Raw genomic sequence first — 21,563 nt, forward strand, 5'->3', positions numbered from 1 at the left:
TTCAGACTCATCTGCGCATGGGAGAAATGTGTTCTGGGATAGAGATTAGATTAGAGGCTGATAATGAAGAAAACAGTACTTTTTGGCGCCATGAGCGTCGCCCTCCTTGGTCTTGTTGGTTGCGTTCACGTGGATGAAGGCGACTGGTCAGATTCTGAAGAGATTGCCCGCAACACCGAAACCGCTCTGCGCGTTTGCGGCGGTCCAGGAACAGTCGAAAAAGTTACCGAAGACGGATATACCTGCAAGCAAGACTAAGCTTAGAGCTTTGTTTTAACGGCAAGTTTCAACGCTGCCCATGTCGAGATGAAAATGATCGGCATGGGCAGCGTCATAATCTGGGCCGAGAGTGGTCGAAAACAATCGACAGGCCTTTTTGTGAACCCGGGACAGATATTTTCCAGCATCGCTTTTCTCACGCCAATGCTGCCGGACGCTAATTTGCGTCCCGTCCTCAAGCACAAACCCCGAAATATCGATCGCATTGGCATAAGAATGCTGTGACCGCACGCCGGTGCCTGCGATATTGCGGCAACTAAACGAGCCATAAGTTTGGATCTGCCGAAGCGGGGAACCAAAGATCTTTTCAGCTTCGGGTCGCAACACATTGCGCTCCCAGATGTGCAACGCCGCCATCTGATGACAGGTCATCCGCAATGGCGCCGCATTAAACGGCGTCAGGGAACGCTTTAAGCTCAGCGTTTCCTCCAGCGGACATCGGGCTTCAGCGCCGTCGGCGCGCACCACCTCAAACTCGACCCCCGCTTCCTCCAGTTTGGCCCGGCACAGTGCCTCGTCATATTTGAGATCTGTCAGCTTCCCATAAGTGGCAAGCCCAAGAGGCTCTGTGAGGTCTGGCGGGCGCAGCGGATTGTGCTGGTACGGCAAAAACCGGTGCACCAGATACGCCAATCCTATGACGGCCAATCCCAATAAAATCAGTCGCCAATGACGCATGGTATTCCTTCGTTAACCAATCGGCGTTTTCTGTTAACGTGTACATCAGTGTGGCGATTCTACGCCATCGCAGACTTTAGAGGTGCGCATGACCGATCTTTTGGAACCAGAAGACGATCGCATTATCAACGAACCGCTCAGCGAAGCGCTCACCAAGCGCTATCTCGCCTACGCGCTGTCGACCATTACCTCTCGGGCCCTGCCGGATGTCCGCGATGGCTTGAAGCCGGTCCAGCGCCGCATTCTGTATGGTATGCGCGAACTGAAGCTCAATCCTGACGGCGGATATCGCAAATGCGCCAAAGTCGTCGGCGAGGTCATGGGTAACTATCACCCGCACGGCGACGCCTCGATCTATGACACTATGGTTCGCCTCGCCCAGGATTTCTCTGTTCGCTATCCTTTGGTCGATGGTCAGGGCAATTTCGGCAATATTGATGGCGATAGCGCCGCTGCGATGCGTTATACAGAAAGCCGGATGACCGAAGCAGCGCAATTGCTGCTCGACGGTCTGAACGAAGACGCAGTCGATTTCAAACCGACGTATGATGAGAATGATGAAGAGCCTGTGGTTCTGCCGGCTGGCTTCCCCAATCTCCTCGCCAATGGTGCCACCGGGATCGCGGTCGGCATGGCGACAAGCATTCCGCCACACAATGTCGCTGAAGTGATTGATGCGGCGCTGCTACTCGTCGATCGTAAGACCACATCAACAGAAGAGCTGCTCGAAGTGATGCCGGGACCGGATTTCCCAACCGGCGGTGTGATTGTCGAACCGAAGGAGTCGATCCTCGACGCCTATGAGACCGGACGCGGCAGCTTCCGCATGCGGGCCAAATGGTCGGTCGAAGATCTTGGTCGCGGCACCTGGCAAGTCGTGGTTACCGAGATCCCGTATCAGGTTCAGAAGTCAAAACTGATCGAACGCCTTGCTGACTTGATTGAGAGCAAGAAGGCGCCTCTGCTCGCCGATGTTCGGGATGAGAGCGCCGAAGATATTCGCCTCATCCTAGAACCGCGCGCGAAGACGGTTGAACCCGACGTGTTGATGGAAAGCCTGTTCCGGATCTGTGATCTCGAAACGCGCTTTAGCCTCAATATGAACGTGCTGCACAAAGGTGCGCCGCAAGTTATGGGGCTACGCCAAGTGCTGCGCGCCTATCTCGACCATCGACGCGAAGTCGTGGTGCGTCGCTCACAATTCCGCCTAGATAAGATCGAAAAACGCCTCCACCTGCTCGACGGCTATTTGATCGCTTATCTCAATATTGATGAAGTGATCCGGATCATCCGCGAGGAGGATCATCCAAAACAGGTTATGATCGACCGGTTCGGGATCACCGAAATCCAAGCTGAAGCCATCCTCAATCTCCGTCTCCGCGCTTTGCGGAAACTTGAAGAATTGGAGATCCGTAAGGAACACGAGTCGCTGAGTGAAGAGCGCAGCGATATTGTCGCCCTTCTAGGTTCAGAAGCGCGTCAGTGGACCAAGGTCAAAAAAGAACTGAAAGAAGCCCGCAAAGTCTTCGATCCGAACACCGAACTGGGTCGCCGCCGCGCGAACTTTGACGAAGCGCCGATCATTGACGTCGGCGCCGCGCTCGAAGCCTCAATGCCAAAAGAGCCGGTGACCGTGGTGCTTTCGACCAAAGGCTGGATCCGTGGCATGAAAGGCCACGGCATCGATCTGGCCTCTGCGAAGTTTAAAGACGGTGATGCCCTGCTCTTCTCAGAGGAAGTGCACACGACCGATAAGCTGATCTTGATGTCATCTGATGGCCGCGCCTTCACGCTCACCTGCGATAAACTCCCGGGCGGACGTGGGCATGGCGAGCCAATCCGAATTTCAATCGATCTCGAAGACAGCGTAGACATTGTCGGCATGTTCAAGCTCGATGGATCACGCAAACGGATCATGGCGTCGGATGCGGGCTATGGTTTTGTCGTCCAAGAGGGCGAACTCGAATCGAACCGCAAAGCCGGGAAATCGGTTGTCTCCGTCCCTGATGGCGGCAAACTTCTGAGCGTGGACCTGGCCAAAGGCGACCATGTCGCAGTGATTGGCACGAACAAAAAGCTGCTTATCTTCCCACTTGATGAGCTGCCGGAAATGTCGCGCGGTAAGGGCAATAAACTGCAAAACTATCGCGGCACCGATAAGCTGGCAGATGTCATCGTCTTCCATGCCGAAGATGGTCTGATTGTCACTGATAGTGCGGGCCGAATGCGCGGTTTCCCAGAATGGCGCGAATGGATCGGCAAACGGGCACAGGCTGGCAAAGTGGCGATGCGCGGCTTCCCACGCTCCGGCAAGTTTACGGGCTAGCCCTACAGCGCTAAACTCCCAGCATGATCAATCCTGGATATGTGCAGCGCATGGCGCGCTATAATCGTTGGCAGAATGAGAGCATTTACGCGGCCGCCAATGACCTAAGTGACGCTGAGCGACGCAAAGACCGCGGCAGCTTCTTTCAATCGATCCACGCAACGCTGTCCCATGTGCTTTGGGCAGATGAGCTTTGGATGAGCCGCCTCTCTGACTGGGAAGCCCCAACCGGCACCTCACGAGAAGTCCCGCTCTATAATGATTGGGACGCCTTAAAAGACCGGCGCGCGGCAGCGGATCAACGCTTCCTCAATTGGGCAGATGGCGCGGCTCAAGCAGACCTAGACGGCGATCTGGAATGGTATTCCGGGACGCTACAACGCGGCATGACGAGCCCGCGGGCGATCTGCATCATGCAAGTCTTCAATCACCAAACCCACCACCGCGGACAAGTACACGCCATGCTGACAGCCGCAGGCGCCAGCCCCGAAGACACCGACATTCCATTTATGCCAGAGGCTTATCTTTAGACACCGAGCACGTCGCTCATATCGTAGAGCCCGGAGGGCTGGCTCGCGACCCACTCAGCAGCTTTGATGGCGCCATAGGCGAATACGGCCCGATCTAGAGCGGTGTGGCGGAGGGATAGGATCTCCATCTCTGAGCCAAACGTCACTTCGTGATCGCCAATCACGCCGCCCGTGCGCCGCACGGAGAATCCGATCTCACCTGGGACGCGTTGTGCATCTGGACCGTTATACGGTTCTGCGCGTACCTCTGAGAGTGATTTCGAGCGACCTGCGGCCGCCGCATCGCCGAGCATCAACGCTGTTCCCGAAGGCGCGTCCACTTTGTGCTTGTGGTGGGTTTCCAGGATTTCGATATCCCAGTCAGTCCCCAATCGCGCCGCGGCTTGTTTCACCAAAGCCTCGAGCAGATTTACGCCCAGTGAAAAATTGCCCGCTTTGACAATTGCCGCGGTTTTGGACGCGACCTGAATTTGCCGCTCTTCTGCGTCTGAGAATCCGGTCGTTCCGATCACAAAAGCGGGGGCACCTGTCTCCGAAAGCGCTGCCAGCGTCGCCGCAGGGACCGTAAAATCGATCCACACGTCTGCCGTCTGAGCCGCGCTGACGATATCCGTTTGCGCCGCCACACCGATAGGCTCCAGCCCTGCCAGAACGCCCAGGTCTTTGCCAAGCGTGTCAGACCCTGGCGCCTCGCTTCCGCCCGAGACTTTGTGTCCGGCGCAGTGCGCGGCTTCGACCAGTTGGCGCCCCATCCGGCCGGCGCATCCGGCAATCGCAATATTCAATATTCTCGTCATGCCCGCCTTATACAGAGCTTCGGCTCGCTGGCCATATAGATGTCGACACCCTGGGCAGCGCCCGCATTTGTGTTAAGCATAATGAGTAAAGCCGAAACTGGCGGATGATGGAGGGAAAAATGATCAGATTTGCTCTTGCTGGATTGGCCTCGGCGCTGTGTGTCAGCCTCCCGAGCCTGGCTCAACAATTCAGCCACTCCCACGGATCCAAAGGCCATCATAGCCATGACATCACGACTTATTCGGTGAGTGGCAGCTGTTGCTGCCCAACCCATTCAAGTGTGGAGCTCTCAGGCGCAACGCATCATTCCACGCGAACTTATGTCAGACGCTACACCCACCCTGTCATCGAGCGCCGTACCTATTCACGCGTCGTCGAGCCGCACGTCTCCCATTCCGCGCACCGGCGCATCATCCGCGTCGACAGCCATTACCAGCATCATCACCACAGCCGCCCACACCATCACCACAGCCGCGAACACAAACACGTCTTGTCCCACGATGAACGGCGCGAGCGCGACTATGCCCTGGCTGGCAATGGCCATGATGACCGCGCCCGGGCGTGGGCGCATTATGACCGGAAATGGCGGTCCCGCACCAACGATAAACGCCACTCGGCAGTCTTTGATTGCCCTGCTAAGGCCGCGCGCATGTACCAAATCTCTGCTCGAGGGCCGCGCGCCGCCATAGAAACCGCTTGGGATACGCTTGCTTGGACGGATCCGTCTCCCGCAGGCGCCGTTGACGCGAAAGAAGACACGCGCCTCACTTGGCGGTTGGACGCTTATTCTGAGACGCAAGAAGATGCCGAGGCCAGCGCCGCGCTGATCCGCGAAGTGGCCCCAGAACTCAATCCCGTCATCGAAGCTTTAGAGGATCGCGATTGGGTGACCCTGTCACTCGAAGGCTTGCCGCCCGTACGTGCGGGGCGTTTTATCGTGGCCGGGAGTCACGCGCTTACGCAAACCGCACCGGGCAAAACCGATATCTTGATCGAAGCGGGTCCCGCTTTCGGGACAGGGCATCATGGCACAACGCTTGGCTGTTTGCTGGGCTATGAGCATGTATTGAAATCAGGCGTGCCCTCGAAAGTCTTGGACGTTGGGACCGGATCGGGTGTGCTCGCCATCGCGGCGATAAAGACGGGAGCCCAGCGCGCGATTGGCACCGAAATCGACAAACAGAGCGTAACCGTCGCCAATGAGAACGCGCGTAAAAACAATGTCGCAAATCAGTTTGTTACGTATCACACGCGCGGAGCGACCAATCGGATCATTCAATCGGTGGCGCCGTATGACCTAATTTTCGCAAATATCCTGGCAGGCCCGCTGACACGATTGTCGCCAAAATTGGTGCCGATGATAGCCCCTGGTGGCCACATCATCCTGTCGGGCCTTTTGACCCGACAGGAACCTTTGGTCCGCGCCGCCTATACCGGGCGCGGCCTATCTTTGGTCAAACGGATCCGCAAAGACGGCTGGTCGACCTTAGTCTTAAAGCGCAGTGCTTAGTGCGATAGGCGGCGTGCGTGGCGCGCCGTTCGGGTCGCCAAAAGCCGTGGTTTAGAAGCGGCCAGATCCTCATCGCTGACAGCGATTGTAACGCCGCTATGAGGGATGATCTCCTGAACATTTTTTGAAATGCTCGGAATGAAAGCTTGAAGGCCAGAATGGCCGCGCAAAATAGAGTTGATTTTCATTATACTCGTCCTGGGAGGTTTTTTATTGTGACCGCTATATAGGTAATGATTGTTGCAAAAGAATATACAAAACTGTAAATTATCATGCATTATTGCATAGCTCAGTTTCGGCTTTGCACCTCGCTTCATTCAGGACTATTCAAATCGCATGAAACAGAACTTTGACGTCAAAGGCGGCCCACAGATTGGCCGCGAGAATCTTCCAAAACTGCGCGCCGAGATGAAGCGCCTGCAGCTCGATGGATTTTACGTGCCGCATGAAGACGAGTACCAAAACGAGTACTTGCCCGATGCAAATGAGCGCCTGGCTTGGGTGAGCGGATTTACTGGCTCCTTTGGCTCCGCGATGATCTTGATGGACCGCGCCGCCCTCTTCGCAGATGGCCGCTACACAATTCAAGCCGCGGAACAAACCGACCATGATTTATTCGAGCGGGTTCATGTCCCAGACCCCGGCCCCTTCGGCTGGCTGAGCGCACAAGACCTAAATGGAAAAACGCTTGGCTATGACGCCGCGTTGATGACACCGAATGATGTCGCGGCCTTCCAAACGGCTGCCACGAAAGCCGGAGCAACAATCCGAGCCGTCGCCGACAATCCTGTCGATCTCGCTTGGTCGGATCGCCCTGACCAACCGCACGCATTGATCGAACCGCACGCGCTCGAATTTGCCGGACAAAGCGCAACTGAAAAACGCGCCGAAATTGCCACATCGCTCAAAGAAAGCGGCGCGGATGCCTTAGTGATCACGGCGCCAGCGAGCATTGCATGGCTCTTCAACATTCGCGGCGGCGATGTCGCCTGTTCGCCGCTGCCGCTTGCCCGGGCCATTGTTCGCAGCGATGGCAGCGCAACCTTGTTCGCAGACCCTGCCAAAGAAAGCGAAGGCTTACGGGAACATCTCGGCAATCAAGTCACACTGGCGCCCATCGATACCCTGCCTGACGCCCTTTCTGAACTGAGCGGTAAATCTGTCAGCCTCGACCCGGCACTGGCATCTGCATGGTTCTTCCAAGCCTTAGAGGCGGCTGGGGCAACGCTTGTACGTCAGCCGGATCCGGTGCTGCTCCCCAAAGCGTGCAAAAATGCAGAGGAACTCGCTGGTACAGCCGCCGCGCATCGTCGAGATGGCGTCGCCGTAACCCGTTTTCTCCATTGGCTCGATACCGACGCCCAATCCGGCACCTATACCGAAATCGACGCGGCTCTGAAACTGCTCGACTTCCGATCGGTGGATACGAGCATGAAAGATATGTCGTTTGAGACCATTTCCGGCGCAGGTCCAAATGGCGCCCTGCCCCATTACCGTGTCTCGTCCGCATCCAACCGCAAGCTGGAGCGCGGCTCGCTTTATCTGGTCGATAGTGGCGGCCAATATCCTGATGGCACCACCGATATCACTCGTACCGTTGCGATTGGGGAGCCGTCTGAGGATATGCGGCGCCACTATACATTGGTTTTGAAGGGCCATATTGCACTTGATCGCGTGCGCTTCCCCGCCGGCACGACGGGCACGCATCTCGATACGTTGGCGCGCCACGCCTTATGGCAGGCTGGTTTGGACTATGATCATGGCACCGGCCACGGGGTTGGCGTCTATCTCGGCGTGCATGAAGGGCCTCAACGCATCGCAAAAGCGTGGAACGCTATTCCGCTAATGGCGGGAATGATCGTCTCAAACGAGCCGGGCTTTTACAAAGAAGGCGCGTACGGCATCCGGATCGAGAACCTGCAATATGTCACCCCGCCAGAAGAAATTGAGGGCGGCGATCGCGCCATGTTGGGCTTTGAATGCCTAACTTTCGCGCCACTCGCGCGAGACCTCATCGATATCAGTCTGCTTTCTCAAGAAGAGCGCGACTGGGTAGATGACTATCATCAGCGCGTGATGACCGAACTCGGCCCGCTTATCGATGGCAAAGCCGCGACCTGGATGCAGGCCGCCTGTCAGCCCCTCTAGAGGTCGCTGATCAGCTCGATCCATTCCGCCTCGGTCATCACAGAGACGCCGAGATCTTGCGCCTTTTTCAGTTTCGATCCGGCGCCTGGGCCCGCGACGAGAATATCAGTCCGCCCAGAGACGGAACCAGAGACTTTTGCGCCGAGCGCCGTCGCGCGGGCTTTCGCCTCATCGCGTGTCATGGCTTCCAGCGTCCCGGTGAACACGACGGTTTTCCCCGCAACCGGGCTTTCGCTGGCGGGTGCTTCGCCATCTTGGATGTCTAGCTCTTGCATAAGCTCAGCCATCATCTCCTGATTGTGTGGCTCGGCGGCAAACGCTTTCAGCGCCCCCACCGCAGCGCCGCCGATGCCATCAATCGAGACCAGCGCCTGTTCGGCCTCACCTTCGGGATGATCGCGCGCCGATTCGACTGCGCTCCAAAACTCCGCCCATTTCACAAAGGTCCGAGAGAATAAGTCCGATGTCGTTTGGCCAACATGCCGGATACCGAGCCCGTTCAGGAAGCGCGCAAATGGAGCTTTGCGGCGCTCATCAATCGCGGCGAACAGTTTGTTTGCAGAGACGCTGCCAAAGCCTTCCCATTCCGCCAAAGGCGGGTATCCAGCCGCCTCGATTCGGATGGGAAGCTGGAAAATGTGTTGCGGGGCGCTGACAATACCGCGCTCATGGAAAAGCTCAATTTGTTTGGCGCCAATGCCATCGATATCGAGCGCTTTGCGAGATACAAAATGCTTGAGCCGCTCAATCGCTTGCGCCGGACAAATGAGCCCGCCTGTACAGCGCCGACGCACGTCTTCTTTGCCTTTATCATCGACCTCGCGGATCGCCGCTGAGCCGCATTCGGGACAGGTCATCGGCATTTCAAACGGTGCGGAGCGATCCGCGCGGTCTGGATCCAGCACGCGCAAAACTTGTGGGATCACATCGCCAGCGCGCTGGATTTCGACTTGATCGCCGACGCGGACATCGAGCCGCTCGATTTCTTCTTCATTATGTAATGTGGCGTTCGAAACCACCACGCCGCCCACCGTGATCGGCTTCAGACGCGCCACAGGCGTCAGCGATCCCGTCCGCCCAACTTGGATGTCGATCGCCTCTAAAACAGTTACCGCTTTCTCTGCGGGGAATTTGTGAGCAATGGCCCAGCGCGGGAACCGGCTGACTTTTCCGAGCCGTTGCTGCCAATCAAGGCGGTTCACCTTATAGACGACGCCATCAATATCGTATCCCAGACCGGCGCGGCGTTCGACCATATCGCGATAGGCCTTGAGCAATCCTTCAACCCGCTCATGCGCTTGAAACAGCGCATTCGTGTCAAAGCCCCAATTGGACAAGGATCGCACGGCGTCGACTTGGGTTTCTGCAAATGACTCCGACACCTCGCCCCAGGCATAGGCGAAGAATTTGAGCGGCCGCTGGGCGGTCACGGATGGATCTTTCTGGCGAAGGCTGCCCGCCGCGGCATTGCGCGGGTTCATGTAAAGTTTGCGCCCCGCCGCTTCTTCGACCTCATTGAGCGCTGCAAACGCCTCATCGCTCATATAGACTTCACCGCGGATTTCGATCCGGGCCGGCCACCCTTCTCCAAGAAGGGTGTCAGGTACATCATCCAAAGTTCGGGCATTCGCGGTAACGTCTTCACCGACCTGACCATCGCCGCGCGTGGCCGCTTTTTCGAGCTTTCCATCCTGGTAAGTGAGGCTCAAAGACAGGCCATCGATTTTGGGCTCGGCAGTGATTTCGAGCGGCTCATCCGCTTCGAGGCCAAGAAACCTCCGGATACGGTCTGCAAAGTCTTGGACATCTTCATCGGTGAACGCATTGTCCAAGGAGAGCATCGGAACGCCATGCTCAATCTTTCCGAATCCATCGCTGACTCCGCCGCTGACAATGTCACTCGGGCTATCAGAGCGTTTCAGATGCGGAAACCGCGCCTCGATCGCGAGATTGCGGCGACGCAAGGCGTCATATTCTGCATCGCTGAGGTGCGGATTGTCTTCGCTATAATAAGACGCATCAGCGAGTTTGATTTCCGTGACCAGCCGCGCAAGCTCTTTGCGCGCCTGATCCTCAGTCAGCGCCTCAACCGCTATTTCTTCATTCATGCCGCCTCCAGCAATTTCAATGCGGCGGCGCGCGCCTCATTGGTAATGCTGGAGCCTGACAACATTCGCGCGATTTCTTCAAGCCGTTGGCCATCATCTAATTGCGCAACATGTGTGAAAACTTGATCTTTGGAATTCATCTCTTTCATCACCCGCCATTGCCGGGCTGCCGCAGACGCCACTTGCGGACTATGGGTGACGGCAAAGACTTGCCGATCTGTTGCGAGGTCACCGAGCCGATCTCCAATTGCCGCGGCGACCGCGCCACCAACGCCTTGATCGGCCTCGTCGAAAATCAGCGTGCAGGCTTTGCCCGATTCGCTCAAAGCGCATTTCAGCGCGAGGGAGAACCGCGCCAGCTCGCCGCCTGACGCGATAGCCTTCAATGGCCCAAAGCTGGCGCCAGGATTGGTTTGCACTTCAAACGCAGCGCGCTCCAAGCCGCGGGCCCCGCTATCGTCTTCCCCTATGGGTGAGAAGGCGACGCGCACACGAACTCGGCCCAGATGCAAAGGTGCCAATTGGGCTTGAATATCTTTTTCGAGGTGCACCGCTTTTTGCTGCCGCGACTTACTTAAACGGTCCGCCGCGGCTTGCCATTTTGCTCGCGTGTCCGTTTCACATTGGACCGCTTGTTCAAACGCCTCGGCATCTGAATCACATAAGGCCAATTCCTGTTGAAACCTCTGGAGAGTCTCAGCCAGATGCTCAGGCTGGCTGTCATATTTCCGCGCAAGGGCTCGCAGCGCAAACAAGCGCTCTTCGACGATGGTGAGCTGGGTCGCATCATGTTCGGCATATTGCGCCAAAGTCGACACGCAGGATTGGGCTTCTGAAAGCTCAATCAGCGTCCGCTCTAACGCTTCCGAAGCGCCGCCAGCCACCGTGGGCAGCTTATCGTCTAAACTCTCAAGGCCCGGGATCCGGACAATGCGGTCGACCGCCTTCGCAGCGCGCATCAGCGCGTCTTCAAGTTTCGGGTCAGACAAGGCCTTGGTCGATTCGGCCACCGCATCTGTAATCCGCTCGGTCTGTAGCAACGCCCCGCGACGGGTCGTCAAAGCCTCAATTTCCCCCTGTTCAGGCGCCATTTTCGACAGCTCTTCGACGGCGAAAGTGAGCCATTCTTGACGGTCGCGCGCAGATTGGACATCCGCTTCCAATTGCTGGCGAGCGGCTCGCGCTTCGTCAAAAGCGAGCCAAGATTTCCGACACGTTTCAACAAGGGTGTCTAGCCCGCCATAGGTGTCTAAAAGTTCCAAATGAGTCGATGGCCGCATCAGGCTAGAGGCGGCGTGTTGGCCGTGAATTTCGACCAAGACTTCTGCTAATTCAGCCAAAATCGCTGCTGCCACTGATTGTGCATTCACGAAAGCGCGTGAGGGGCCGTTTTGCGACACGGTCCGCCGAAGGACCAGCATCTCATTGCGATCGAAGGTAAGGTCATGCCGTGCCAGAACATCCCAAGCCGGATGCGCCGGCGGCAACAAAAATTCCGCAGAGATATTCGCTTGTTCGGCACCAACGCGGACTTGCTTCCGGTCAGCCGGCCCACCCATGACAAGGCCCAAAGCATCCAGAATGATCGATTTACCCGCCCCCGTCTCACCGGTTAGGGCTGTAAAACCATCCGCCGCCTCGAGATCGAGACGATCAATTAGAACGAAAGATTGGATCGAAAGCGCATATAACATGCGCCCTTATTACCAAAAGAACAAAATGAGAACAAGCTCTATTTTCCACCTGGGATAAGGCGTTGAAGCCACGTTCTTTTTTGCGCTTCCGTGGCCCCTTCTGGATCGAGGCCTTGCCCGCTCAAGAGGCGATATGAATACTCATACCATACACTTTCGGGAAAATTATATCCCAAGACCGCCCCTGCCGCGAGCGCTTCCTGCTTGAGGCCGGTGGACAAATAGACCTCAACCAAACGGTGAAGCGCTTCGGGTGTGTGGCTAGTGGTTTCATACTCGCTGACAACGGTACGGAATCGGTTGATGGCAGACAAATGCTGGTTACGGCGAAGATACCAGCGGCCAATTTCCATCTCTTTGCCGGCCAGCTGATCACGAACCATATCAAGCTTTACCGTTGCGTCCCGGGCATAGTCTGACTCAGGATAGCGCCGCACAACATCAAGCAAGGCGTCGCGCGCGAGTTCAGTTGTTTTCTGATCACGACCAACATCCATGATCTGATCAAAATAACTCACCGCGATCAGGTAGTAGGCGTAAGACGCCCCCTGCCCGGCGGGATTAAGCGACAAATAACGCTGCGAGGTTGCAATCGCCTCGTCATAGGCGCGTGATTCGTAAGATGCGAATGCGGACATTAGCGAGGACCGACGCGCCCATTCTGAATAAGGGTGCTGACGCTCAACCTCGTTAAACAGCAAAATTGATTGCTGGAAATCGCGCTGATCAAGCTCATCGACAGCGCGCGCATAGAGCTGCTCAACCGGACGCTCGACATACGCCAATTCCTGACGGCGATTGGAGTTTTGGCAGGCTGTGATTGCAAGCACCGAAGCCATTGTCGTAAGCAGAGCGAAGTGTACTTTACGCATGAGATGTAAGGCCCATTGTTGGTTTCGCGCCAGTTTCCCCACGGGGCGAAATTTGTAAAGTGCAACACTGTGCCAAGACCCGCAATGTGACTGTGATTTACATACTTGTCACAAACTTGGATCGACCTAGTTTTCCATCTGAGAGGGTACGCACTATTCCGTGCGCCCACGCGAGGCCGCTATGACAGACCTAGAAAACACCTATTTGACAGCGAGTGAAGTCGATCGCCTGGTTGGTGACCGCATCCGGCGTCGTCGAATTCTGATGGGCCTCACCCAGGATCAGCTCGGCGAGTCCCTGGGGATTTCGTACCAGCAGATTCAAAAATACGAGACCGGCGCAAACCGGGTTAGCGCGGGTCGCCTCTATTTGATCGCATCGCGGCTTGAAGTATCACCCGGTTGGTTCTTCGACCCGGTTAAGTCTGATGCCTCCAGCGACGATTTTGACGAGCTTGGATCATCGCGCCTACTGATGGAATTTGTTCGCAGTTTTGCCCGCATCAAAGACGAACGCCTCAAAGGCGTGCTCGTCTCTCTCGTTCGGGCAATGGCTGACGAAGAGCCGGAAAACGCGGAAACAGGGTCCAGCAATGGCGTGCATGAAGCGCGCGCTCCGATTCGATAGAATCAATTTTTGAGACAATGAGAAAACTCGGCTGAACCGCCCGTAGAATATGAAAAAGGGAGGTCAAAAAGACCTCCCCTCTACACTCTACCGATACTCTACTAGGCGCGTTCATACCGGAAAGTATGAGATTTGGAAACCCATACCGTCCAGCATGACAAAAACGTATGGCTTAACCAGCAACCGTTTTTGCGAGGGCACGCGCTTGAGCTTTCCAGTTGTCACGGGTCATACGACCTGGAAAACGCAGTAATCCTTCGAGAGAATCCATTTGGGCTTTGCGAAGTTTCGCAATCTGCCAAAAGTGATAGATGCCGGCATCGTTAAGACGACGCTCAAGCACCGCACCAACGCCTTTGATCAGTTTCAAATCATCAGCTTTGCCCAGTGGCTTTTTGAGTCCGCCATTTTCGTCCGTTGCCGGAGCGGTCGTGGCTTTTGGGGCTGCTTTAGCTTTTGCCGCTTTAGGCGCAGCCTTTGGAGCAGCTTTCACTTTAGCTTTGGTTTTTTTGGCCTTCTTGGCCTTTTTAGCTTTTCCGCCAACTGACGCGATTTCTTCGCTCAAACGCTCGACGCGGGCTTTGACTTTGTCGTCAGCGCCGTCCGCATTGGCACGAAGGTCCGCAACCTGCTCTTCAAGCTCATCGAGCTTGCTGTGCAGTTTTTCAGCTTTCTTAGACTTCAAAGAAAACTGCTTGATGCCGAGAGCTTCGCGCATGCGCTCCATGCGGGCTTCCAGACGCTCACGCTGCTCAGACTGGAACTTTGAAACAACTTCAGTCGCTTCACCAGTTGCTTCCGCAACACGGCCACGAACCTTAGCAGCTTCTTCAGCAACACGGCCCATCTGCTCAGTCATTTTCGCGATCGCAGTGTTAGACGTCAGGCGCGCGCGAACATCGCTCTCGATTTCTTCGCCGCGAGCTACGAGATCTTCAAACATGACTTCGCCTTGGCCGCTGACTTTGCCAACACCTTCAGTGGCAACGTCATAGGCTTTGCCATAGGCGCCAACGCCGGCAAGCCAAATCTTGTGCGCCACGTCAAAGCCTTTAGCTTCGATGGCTGCACCCATGAATTGCGCTCTGGCCTTTTTCTCGGCCTTCTTCGCTTTCTTCTCTTTTTTGTCTTTCTTCGCCATGTCTAGGCTCCGTTGAAATAGGGGAACGACCCTTTGCCATTCCTCATTGGCGCCTCAGATATTCGAAATGTCTAGAAAACGCATACTAATTGGATCCCCGACCGATTTCGCGCGCCACGCGAATTTGTGATTAGCCCGTCATCGAAATCGGGTTATCCTCCTTCAAATGAGGTGGATTATCGCTGCACTGCTCCTCGCCTCACCGGCCGCCATGGCGGAGGATGAGGCGCAACGGGTTGCCTTCACTGAAGGGCGATATCACGAGGCTGTTCTGCTTTCTGCGACCCTGCCCACCGCCGATAATCTAGCCTTTTCTGCCCGCAGCCTCCTCGCTGAAGCAGTGAGCGCGCCTGACTACGCGCCTCCGCCACACTTATTGGATGCGGCTGAGGCAAATGCGCGAGAAGCGCTGGCGCTTGATCCCAATCATGTCGAAGCCCGGTTGCAACTCGCCATCGCCCTTTCTTTAAAGGCACGTCCACTCTCCACGCGTGCAGCGATGCGGACTGGCTATGGCGAAGAGGCCAAACGGCTCGCCGAGGCCGCCCTCCGCGACGACCCTGACAATAAATACGCACACGGGTTTCTCGCTGTTTGGCATTTGGAGGTACGCCGACGCGGAGGGGCAATCGGTGGTTCGATTATGGGCGCTTCGGTCCGCAAAGCGCGTGCGCATTATCAGGCTGCCATTCAGTCGGCTCCGGACGATGCCGCTATTCACTGGCAATATGCGAGAGCCCTGACAGCGCTCAATGCCAAACGCCACCGGGACGAGATTCATGCCGTCCTATCCGTGGCGCTCGATTGCCAAGCAGAATCCCAGCTTGAAGGCGTGATGAAGCAACGCGCCGAATGGCTCAGCGCGAAGCTTCATCAGAAAAACTGGAAAGCAGCGGAACAAACCGCCGCGCAAATGCTCTGACCGCTATTCCGCGGCAATCGACTCCAGAGCGTTCACTTCATCGAGAAACTTCTCAGCTTCGAGCGCCGCCATACAGCCCATGCCTGCCGCCGTAACGGCTTGGCGGTAAGTCTCGTCGGTCACATCCCCGGCAGCAAACACGCCCGGGATATTTGTCGCCGTGGAATCCGGCGCTGTGATCAAATACCCATTATCGTGCATGTCGAGCTTACCGACAAAGAGTTCGGTCGATGGCGCATGTCCAATCGCGATGAAGATCCCGTGCACCGGTACGTCGTCGACTGCGCCAGTTTCGACATTCTTCAACCGCGCTGCCGTGACGCCGAGCGGGTTTTCATCCCCAACGACTTCATCAAGCGTCGTATTCCAACGCACTTCAATCTTAGGATGGTTGAGCAAACGGTGCTGCAGTATTTTTTCGGCGCGCAGACTGTCGCGTCGATGAACCAAGATCACTTTCGACGCGAAATTGGTCAGGAACAGCGCTTCCTCAACCGCTGTGTTTCCGCCGCCGACGACCACAACATCCTTCTCGCGATAGAAGAAGCCATCACAGGTCGCACAGGCGGAAACGCCAAAGCCTTGGAATTTTTGCTCGCTCGGAAGGCCGAGCCATTTGGCCTGAGCGCCAGTCGAAATGATCACGGCATCTGCGGTATAGACCGTACCGCTATCACCAACCGCTTTAAACGGACGAGTCTCGAGATCGATCGTCGTAATGTGATCCTCAGCCAGATTAGCGCCCATTTTCAGCGCGTGCTCTTTCATCTTTTCCATCAGATCGGGGCCCTGGATTTCGGCAAATCCGGGATAATTCTCAACATCTGTCGTGATGGTCAGCTGTCCGCCGGGTTGTGATCCAGCCACGACGAGCGTGTCGCGCATCGCGCGAGCAGCATAGACGGCCGCGGTCCAGCCGGCTGGGCCCGAGCCAATAATCAAAATCTCAGTATGACGTGTGTCGCCAGCGGTATCCGCCATAACGCTCTCCATCTGCCTGTTCTAAGGCGCAAATCAGTTCAGCGCTGGTTATGGGGATTCGCGCAGAGATAATAAAGAGGGCAATCACCTCACAGCCGCGTGAAGCTGGGCTTAAGACTCAACGCCCATTTCCCAAGCCCATACGCCTTCACATCCCCGCCACATCGCATAAGTCACAGGGCCTTCGAGCGACGCTGTGCTCATCAATCGGCGCGCCCAGTCGTCACCCGGCGCCATATTTGCTGAGTTTACGCCCCATAAAAGCTGCGCTTGGCGCAGGCGCTTTTGGTCAAGTGAGCCATAAAGAATGGGTTTGGTACCACGAACGCGAGAGAATTGTGCGAGGCGGAAAATGTCTCCGGTCCGCAATGCGAGCGGCGTGTCGTTGCGTTCGGCGATTGCCATCACGGCCGTCGCGGTGGTGTCGACATCGTCATAGGCCTCGCCGCCGCCATCATATTGCACCAACGCCTGGCGATAATCGTCGGCCTTTTCGACCGCACGGATGATCCGGTTCATAATCGCAACCGCTGTCGCCGGGTGGCGTCCAACAGCCGTCTCAGCGGACAGCATCACCGCATCAACGCCTTGATAGATGGCTGTGGCAACATCGCTGGCCTCAGCGCGCGTCGGCGCGGCGTTCTCGACCATGCTTTCTAGCATCTGCGTCGCTACGATAACCGGCTTGGCCGCATTGCGAGACACACGAACAATACGGCGTTGAATCAGCGGCACTTCTTCGGGCGGGAACTCTACCCCCAGATCGCCGCGCGCAATCATCACCGCGTCCGTGGCGTCTACAATGGCATCCAAATTGTCGATCGCCGCAGGTTTTTCGAGCTTTGCTACAATCATCGCCTGATCACCAATCAAGCTCCTGGCCTCTTGAATGTCCTCAGCCGTTTGCACGAAGGACAGCGCGACAATATCCACCCCCATTTCGAGGGCGAACGCGAGATCGCTCCGATCTTTTTCTGAAAGCGCTGGTACTGGCAGCGCTTTGCCGCGCACTGTGAAGCCTTTTCGGTCTTTCAACACGCCGGGCAGTTCGGAACGAACTTTCGGGCTCTTACCCGCCTCAATCACTGTGAAGATCAACAAGCCATCATCGGCGAGGATTGTGTCGCCCTCTTCCAAGACCGAGAGGATTTCCTTGCGCGGCACTGCGATCGTGTTGGGCGCATCGGTTTCGGCCCCCACGACCAACTCATACTCGCCGCGCATCTCTAGCTTCAGGGCTCCACCCGGAAACTTGCCGACGCGAATTTTCGGACCTTGAAGATCGGCGAGGACCGCAATTGGGCGGCCAAGCAATTCTTCCGTTCTTCGGATCGTCTCGCAGGTTTGCTTGTGCTTTTCCTGCTCACCATGGCTAAAGTTCAGTCTGAAAACATCGACACCGGCTTCGGCCAGCAATCGGATTGTGCCGGGGGCTGAGCTTCCGGGTCCTAGGGTTGCCACGATTTTCGCGCATCGTCCTCGCAGCCCTTCTGCTCGCCTATTCATCCTAGATATCCTTGCCCAATTCCGCCGCTTCTCGAACCTTGGCCTCGATTCCAGCCCAATCGCCAGCTTCCATTTCCGCTGGTGAGGCAATCCACGTTCCGCCAGCCGCGATGACATTCGGAAGCGACAGATAGTCTTTTGCATTATGCGGTTTCACGCCGCCGGTTGGCATAAAATCGATATGCGGCAGCGGCGCTGCCAAAGCCTTCAAGAAGTTCGCGCCGCCCGACGCCTCGGCCGGGAAGAATTTGAGCACACCATAGCCTTCTTCAAACCGCGCCATGGCTTCGCTTGCGGTCGCAACACCCGGCAATATCACACCATCATGATAAGCCAAAGCCTTGAGCAGCTCGGGACCGGCGCCCGGTGAGACCAAAAAGTCTGCGCCCGCTTTCAGCGCTGCATCCACGTCGCCTTCTGAACAGATGGTTCCGGCCCCGACAACAAGGCTTGGCTCGGCGGCTTTCATCTCGGTGATGACTTCCAGCGCATCTGGCGTCCGAAGGGTGACCTCCGCGCTGCGCAAGCCGCCATTGATAAGCGCTGAGGCGAGCGGCGCTGCATGCGCGACGTCGGTGACCGTCAGAACTGGAACGATGGGTGCGCCGTGCAGGGCCTCACGAAAACTAGCGAGATTGATCATATGTCGGCATCCTCATCAAAATGTAGCGCTGCCGCTCCGATAAGCGCCGCCTCGCCCTGCATCAATAGCCGAATTGGAATGGGTTCCATGTAGTGGCTCATGGGTCCACGCTCGAAGAAGCGTGAAAGTGCTGCGGGTCTTGCCAACCATTCCACCAATCGCTCCGCCACACCGCCCGTGATCACCACGCCGCCCCGCGTTCCATTGATCAGGGCTGCATCGCCAAGCGCATCTAGCGTGGCGCCGGCACGAATTTCACAAATATCTCTCGAGATCTGATCGCCTTCCGCAGCCCGGCGCATGATTTCCGCTGGCGGGGTGCAGACCCAATCAACACCATCAATATCGCACAGCGCTTCGTGCACGGCATCTAAGCCAGAGCCCGACAAGACGAGTTCTTTCGAGACATATCCATGGCGCTGCTGGAGGCGTTTGGTGAGTTCCCATTCGCGGTCAGAGCGCGGCGCAAAAGCGGCATGCCCGCCTTCACCGGTCATCACACGCCAGCCGCGTTCGCCTTCCGGTAGAAGAGTCGCCATGCCAAGCCCCGTGCCAGGGCCAGCCACTAAGATCGGCGCGCGTTCATCTGGTGTGCGTCCGGCATTGAGGACCCGAAAGCTCTCATCCCCCAATTCCGGAATAGATCTCGCCATCGCCGCGTAATCGTTGACAAGGCGTACGCGTTCTAGCCCCGTTTTCTCGGCGATCTCCTTACTATTCACTGTCCAATTGCGATTGGTGAGACGGACCACGCCATCCCGCACGGGACCCGCAAACGCAAACAGCGCTTGGTGCGGCCGGTTATTCCCCAATTGGCCAAGATAGACATGCAGCGCGTCATCGAATGAGCCGAAATCATCTCCTGGTAAAACGGTGATATCTTCAACTTCGGGATGGCCAGCAAAGCCAAGGCGCGCGCGCCCAAAGCGCACATTCGTTCCGCCAATATCCCCGACTAATACACTATCTGGCACTATGTTCCCCCAACATTGAGAAGACACTGCCGCCTTGCTCTGAATTGCTGACCGAAGACCGGAACCCGCCAAACATTTCTCGACCCAATCCCATGGACGATATATTTGGCCGGAACGGCACCGGCTTGCGGCCTTCAAATTCGCGTTCGTCGACATTCAAGTCGAGCCGTCCCTCAACCGCATCCAGTCGAATAATGTCGCCGTCCTGAACCCGCGCGAGGGGGCCGCCGCGACTGGCTTCTGGACCGACATGAATGGCAGCGGGAAACTTACCCGACGCGCCGGACATGCGGCCGTCGGTTACCAGCGCCACTTTATGCCCTTTATCGTGCAGGGCGCCGATCGCGCCGGACAGGCCGTGCAGCTCAGGCATGCCATTCGCAGCTGGGCCTTGGAAGCGGACCACAATCACAACATCTCGATCAAGCTCTCCGGCTTGGAAGGCGGCTTTCACTGCATCTTGGCTTTCGAAAACACGCGCGGGCGCTTCGGTAGTATGGCGCTCTTTTTTGACGGCAGAGGTCTTGATCACGCCGCGCCCGAGTGGCCCATCGAGCATCTGCAGCCCGCCAGAGGTCGAGAACGGATCTTCGACCGGACGGATAATATCAAGATCGCCGCTCTCGGTCGGGGCTTCGCGCCATTTCAACTCATCGCCATCAAGCCAAGGCTCTTGTGAATATGTGCTGATCGGACCGTAGGCGCCTTGTGCGTCCCCTTGCAGGAGGCCCGCCTTCAGAAGTTGTCCGACCACAAACCCCATGCCGCCAGCCGCGTGGAAATGGTTCACATCCGCAGGCCCGTTTGGATAGATCCGGCAGAGTAGAGGCACCACATTGCTGACATCCGCGAAGTCTTCCAGCGTGACCTCATATCCCGCCGCTGCGGCCATAGCCGGAATGTGCAAGACATGATTGGTCGACCCGCCAGTCGCCATCAAGCCGACCAGTGCGTTGACGAAGGTTCGCGCGTCGGTCAACTCGCCTGTCGGACGATAGGTGCCTTTAATCGAATTCGAGAGCGCTTGGCGAACTGACGCGCGCGTCAGCGCCTCGCGGAGCGGTGTGCCGGGATTTGGAAACGCCGCACCCGGCATATGGAAGCCCATGACTTCCATCAGCATCTGGTTCGAGTTCGCGGTGCCGTAAAACGTACACGTGCCCTGGGTGTGATAGCTCTCGGATTCGGCGCGAAGCAATTCGTCTCGACCGACATTGCCGAGGGCAAACTCTTGTCGGATACGCTGCTTTTCTGGATTGGGCAGACCGGATGGCATTGGCCCCGCTGGCACCATGAGGTGCGGCAGCCAGCCAAAGCGCAAGGCGGCAATTACTAGACCTGGAATAATCTTGTCGCAGACCCCGAGATTAAGGACCGCATCATAGGCATCATGGCTCAGCGACACAGCAGACGCCATCGCGATCACATCGCGAGAGAAGAGCGAGAGCTCCATCCCGTCTTGGCCTTGAGTAACCCCGTCACACATAGCCGGTACGCCGCCTGCGACTTGCGCGGTGGCGACATTTTTCCGTGCCTCGTCGCGGATAATCTCAGGATAGTTTTCAAACGGCGCATGGGCCGAGAGCATGTCATTATAACTCGTGACGATGCCGATATTGGGCCAGCCATTGCCGAGGATTTGCGTTTTATCCATGACCGCGCACCCAGCAGAAGCGTGCGCCAGATTGCCCTCAGTCAGTTTTGCCCGCGCAAAGCCGGAGGGACGCCGGGCCCGGATCATCTCAAGATAAGCCGCGCGGCTGTCTTTGCTGCGCGCTTCAATCCGCGCTGTGACCTCGGCGATGGTGTCATGGATTTTGGTCAT

Annotated in this window: 19 protein-coding genes; 7 read left to right on the forward strand and 12 right to left on the reverse strand. The window is 56.8% G+C overall.

The annotated features are described in order from the left end of the window. The first annotated feature begins 63 nt into the window (after nucleotides 1–63). A complete protein-coding gene (locus tag MY069_RS01855; protein WP_482795377.1) occupies nucleotides 64–258 on the forward strand; it encodes a hypothetical protein in 195 nt (64 codons plus the stop codon). A 15-nt stretch (nucleotides 259–273) separates the two neighbouring features. Here MY069_RS01855 and MY069_RS01860 read toward each other — a convergent pair whose 3' ends face one another. Continuing rightward, the gene (locus tag MY069_RS01860; RefSeq protein WP_482795378.1) at nucleotides 274–957 is read right to left on the reverse strand and encodes an extensin-like domain-containing protein; all 684 of its coding nucleotides are present in this window, start codon (nucleotides 955–957) and stop codon (nucleotides 274–276) included. A gap of 88 nt (nucleotides 958–1,045) precedes the next feature. Here MY069_RS01860 and parC point away from each other — a divergent pair, with 88 nt between their 5' ends. Beyond that, nucleotides 1,046–3,283, forward strand: coding sequence for a DNA topoisomerase IV subunit A (gene parC / locus MY069_RS01865; protein WP_482795379.1), 2,238 nt, complete (start codon nucleotides 1,046–1,048; stop codon nucleotides 3,281–3,283). A gap of 23 nt (nucleotides 3,284–3,306) precedes the next feature. After that, the gene (locus MY069_RS01870; protein ID WP_482795380.1) at nucleotides 3,307–3,813 is read left to right on the forward strand and encodes a DinB family protein; all 507 of its coding nucleotides are present in this window, start codon (nucleotides 3,307–3,309) and stop codon (nucleotides 3,811–3,813) included. On the opposite strand, the gene dapB is transcribed toward MY069_RS01870, so the two are convergent. Next, nucleotides 3,810–4,610, reverse strand: a complete 801-nt coding sequence (gene dapB / locus MY069_RS01875; RefSeq protein WP_482795381.1) for a 4-hydroxy-tetrahydrodipicolinate reductase — start codon at nucleotides 4,608–4,610, stop codon at nucleotides 3,810–3,812. The genes MY069_RS01870 and dapB overlap by 4 nt on opposite strands. 119 nt (nucleotides 4,611–4,729) lie before the next feature. On the opposite strand from dapB, the gene MY069_RS01880 reads away from it, so the two are divergent. Further along, entirely contained in the window at nucleotides 4,730–6,121 is a 1,392-nt protein-coding gene (locus MY069_RS01880) for a 50S ribosomal protein L11 methyltransferase (protein WP_482795382.1), read from the forward strand. Here the strand turns inward: MY069_RS01880 and MY069_RS01885 are convergent. Beyond that, a complete protein-coding gene (locus MY069_RS01885) occupies nucleotides 6,118–6,309 on the reverse strand; it encodes a hypothetical protein (RefSeq protein ID WP_482795383.1) in 192 nt (63 codons plus the stop codon). The genes MY069_RS01880 and MY069_RS01885 overlap by 4 nt on opposite strands. 148 nt (nucleotides 6,310–6,457) lie before the next feature. Between MY069_RS01885 and MY069_RS01890 the strand changes: the two genes are divergently transcribed. Then, nucleotides 6,458–8,269 (forward strand): aminopeptidase P family protein, encoded by a 1,812-nt coding sequence (locus MY069_RS01890; protein ID WP_482795384.1) that lies wholly within the window; start codon nucleotides 6,458–6,460, stop codon nucleotides 8,267–8,269. Here the strand turns inward: MY069_RS01890 and ligA are convergent. From ligA to MY069_RS01905, 3 genes are read right to left on the reverse strand one after another with little or no spacing between them, the layout of a single operon-like run. Continuing rightward, nucleotides 8,266–10,377 carry an NAD-dependent DNA ligase LigA gene (ligA, locus tag MY069_RS01895; RefSeq protein ID WP_482795385.1) on the reverse strand — a complete coding sequence of 704 codons (2,112 nt, stop codon included), beginning with the start codon at nucleotides 10,375–10,377 and terminating at the stop codon, nucleotides 8,266–8,268. The genes MY069_RS01890 and ligA overlap by 4 nt on opposite strands. Further along, a complete protein-coding gene (recN, locus tag MY069_RS01900; RefSeq protein ID WP_482795386.1) occupies nucleotides 10,374–12,071 on the reverse strand; it encodes a DNA repair protein RecN in 1,698 nt (565 codons plus the stop codon). Before recN ends, ligA begins: the two co-directional genes overlap by 4 nt. A 38-nt stretch (nucleotides 12,072–12,109) precedes the next feature. Then, on the reverse strand, nucleotides 12,110–12,943 hold the full coding sequence (locus MY069_RS01905) for an outer membrane protein assembly factor BamD (protein ID WP_482795387.1): 834 nt from the start codon (nucleotides 12,941–12,943) through the stop codon (nucleotides 12,110–12,112). Nucleotides 12,944–13,124: 181 nt separating this feature from the next. Here MY069_RS01905 and MY069_RS01910 point away from each other — a divergent pair, with 181 nt between their 5' ends. Continuing rightward, complete coding sequence (locus MY069_RS01910; protein WP_482795388.1) at nucleotides 13,125–13,571, forward strand: helix-turn-helix domain-containing protein; 447 nt, start codon at nucleotides 13,125–13,127, stop codon at nucleotides 13,569–13,571. Nucleotides 13,572–13,743: 172 nt separating this feature from the next. Here the strand turns inward: MY069_RS01910 and MY069_RS01915 are convergent, their stop codons facing one another. Continuing rightward, on the reverse strand, nucleotides 13,744–14,712 hold the full coding sequence (locus MY069_RS01915; protein WP_482795389.1) for a hypothetical protein: 969 nt from the start codon (nucleotides 14,710–14,712) through the stop codon (nucleotides 13,744–13,746). Between the two features lie 166 nt (nucleotides 14,713–14,878). On the opposite strand from MY069_RS01915, the gene MY069_RS01920 reads away from it, so the two are divergent. Beyond that, the gene (locus MY069_RS01920; protein WP_482795390.1) at nucleotides 14,879–15,634 is read left to right on the forward strand and encodes a hypothetical protein; all 756 of its coding nucleotides are present in this window, start codon (nucleotides 14,879–14,881) and stop codon (nucleotides 15,632–15,634) included. Between the two features lie 3 nt (nucleotides 15,635–15,637). On the opposite strand, the gene trxB is transcribed toward MY069_RS01920, so the two are convergent. The 5 genes from trxB to edd all read right to left on the reverse strand — a co-directional run bounded on the left by trxB (nucleotide 15,638) and on the right by edd (nucleotide 21,563). Next, on the reverse strand, nucleotides 15,638–16,615 hold the full coding sequence (gene trxB / locus MY069_RS01925; RefSeq protein WP_482795391.1) for a thioredoxin-disulfide reductase: 978 nt from the start codon (nucleotides 16,613–16,615) through the stop codon (nucleotides 15,638–15,640). A 111-nt stretch (nucleotides 16,616–16,726) separates the two neighbouring features. Beyond that, nucleotides 16,727–18,121: a pyruvate kinase gene (gene pyk, locus MY069_RS01930; RefSeq protein ID WP_482795392.1), complete on the reverse strand. Its 1,395-nt coding sequence runs from the start codon at nucleotides 18,119–18,121 to the stop codon at nucleotides 16,727–16,729. A 1-nt stretch (nucleotide 18,122) separates the two neighbouring features. After that, nucleotides 18,123–18,764 (reverse strand): bifunctional 4-hydroxy-2-oxoglutarate aldolase/2-dehydro-3-deoxy-phosphogluconate aldolase, encoded by a 642-nt coding sequence (gene eda / locus MY069_RS01935; RefSeq protein ID WP_482795393.1) that lies wholly within the window; start codon nucleotides 18,762–18,764, stop codon nucleotides 18,123–18,125. Continuing rightward, nucleotides 18,761–19,738 carry a glucokinase gene (locus MY069_RS01940; protein WP_482795394.1) on the reverse strand — a complete coding sequence of 326 codons (978 nt, stop codon included), beginning with the start codon at nucleotides 19,736–19,738 and terminating at the stop codon, nucleotides 18,761–18,763. Before MY069_RS01940 ends, eda begins: the two co-directional genes overlap by 4 nt. Next, nucleotides 19,728–21,563, reverse strand: a complete 1,836-nt coding sequence (edd, locus tag MY069_RS01945) for a phosphogluconate dehydratase (protein ID WP_482795395.1) — start codon at nucleotides 21,561–21,563, stop codon at nucleotides 19,728–19,730. The genes MY069_RS01940 and edd overlap by 11 nt, the downstream gene beginning before the upstream one ends.

The sequence above is a fragment of the Hyphomonas sp. ske169 genome (assembly GCF_056850855.1).

Bases quoted from the DNA above. Each gene is read 5' to 3' on its own strand.
- MY069_RS01855 (WP_482795377.1), top strand. From the start codon at position 64: ATGAAGAAAACAGTACTTTTTGGCGCCATGAGCGTCGCCCTCCTTGGT.
- MY069_RS01860 (WP_482795378.1), bottom strand. From the start codon at position 957: ATGCGTCATTGGCGACTGATTTTATTGGGATTGGCCGTCATAGGATTG.
- parC (WP_482795379.1), top strand. From the start codon at position 1,046: ATGACCGATCTTTTGGAACCAGAAGACGATCGCATTATCAACGAACCG.
- MY069_RS01870 (WP_482795380.1), top strand. From the start codon at position 3,307: ATGATCAATCCTGGATATGTGCAGCGCATGGCGCGCTATAATCGTTGG.
- dapB (WP_482795381.1), bottom strand. From the start codon at position 4,610: ATGACGAGAATATTGAATATTGCGATTGCCGGATGCGCCGGCCGGATG.
- MY069_RS01880 (WP_482795382.1), top strand. From the start codon at position 4,730: ATGATCAGATTTGCTCTTGCTGGATTGGCCTCGGCGCTGTGTGTCAGC.
- MY069_RS01885 (WP_482795383.1), bottom strand. From the start codon at position 6,309: ATGAAAATCAACTCTATTTTGCGCGGCCATTCTGGCCTTCAAGCTTTC.
- MY069_RS01890 (WP_482795384.1), top strand. From the start codon at position 6,458: ATGAAACAGAACTTTGACGTCAAAGGCGGCCCACAGATTGGCCGCGAG.
- ligA (WP_482795385.1), bottom strand. From the start codon at position 10,377: ATGAATGAAGAAATAGCGGTTGAGGCGCTGACTGAGGATCAGGCGCGC.
- recN (WP_482795386.1), bottom strand. From the start codon at position 12,071: ATGTTATATGCGCTTTCGATCCAATCTTTCGTTCTAATTGATCGTCTC.
- MY069_RS01905 (WP_482795387.1), bottom strand. From the start codon at position 12,943: ATGCGTAAAGTACACTTCGCTCTGCTTACGACAATGGCTTCGGTGCTT.
- MY069_RS01910 (WP_482795388.1), top strand. From the start codon at position 13,125: ATGACAGACCTAGAAAACACCTATTTGACAGCGAGTGAAGTCGATCGC.
- MY069_RS01915 (WP_482795389.1), bottom strand. From the start codon at position 14,712: ATGGCGAAGAAAGACAAAAAAGAGAAGAAAGCGAAGAAGGCCGAGAAA.
- MY069_RS01920 (WP_482795390.1), top strand. From the start codon at position 14,879: ATGAGGTGGATTATCGCTGCACTGCTCCTCGCCTCACCGGCCGCCATG.
- trxB (WP_482795391.1), bottom strand. From the start codon at position 16,615: ATGGCGGATACCGCTGGCGACACACGTCATACTGAGATTTTGATTATT.
- pyk (WP_482795392.1), bottom strand. From the start codon at position 18,121: ATGAATAGGCGAGCAGAAGGGCTGCGAGGACGATGCGCGAAAATCGTG.
- eda (WP_482795393.1), bottom strand. From the start codon at position 18,764: ATGATCAATCTCGCTAGTTTTCGTGAGGCCCTGCACGGCGCACCCATC.
- edd (WP_482795395.1), bottom strand. From the start codon at position 21,563: ATGACCAAAATCCATGACACCATCGCCGAGGTCACAGCGCGGATTGAA.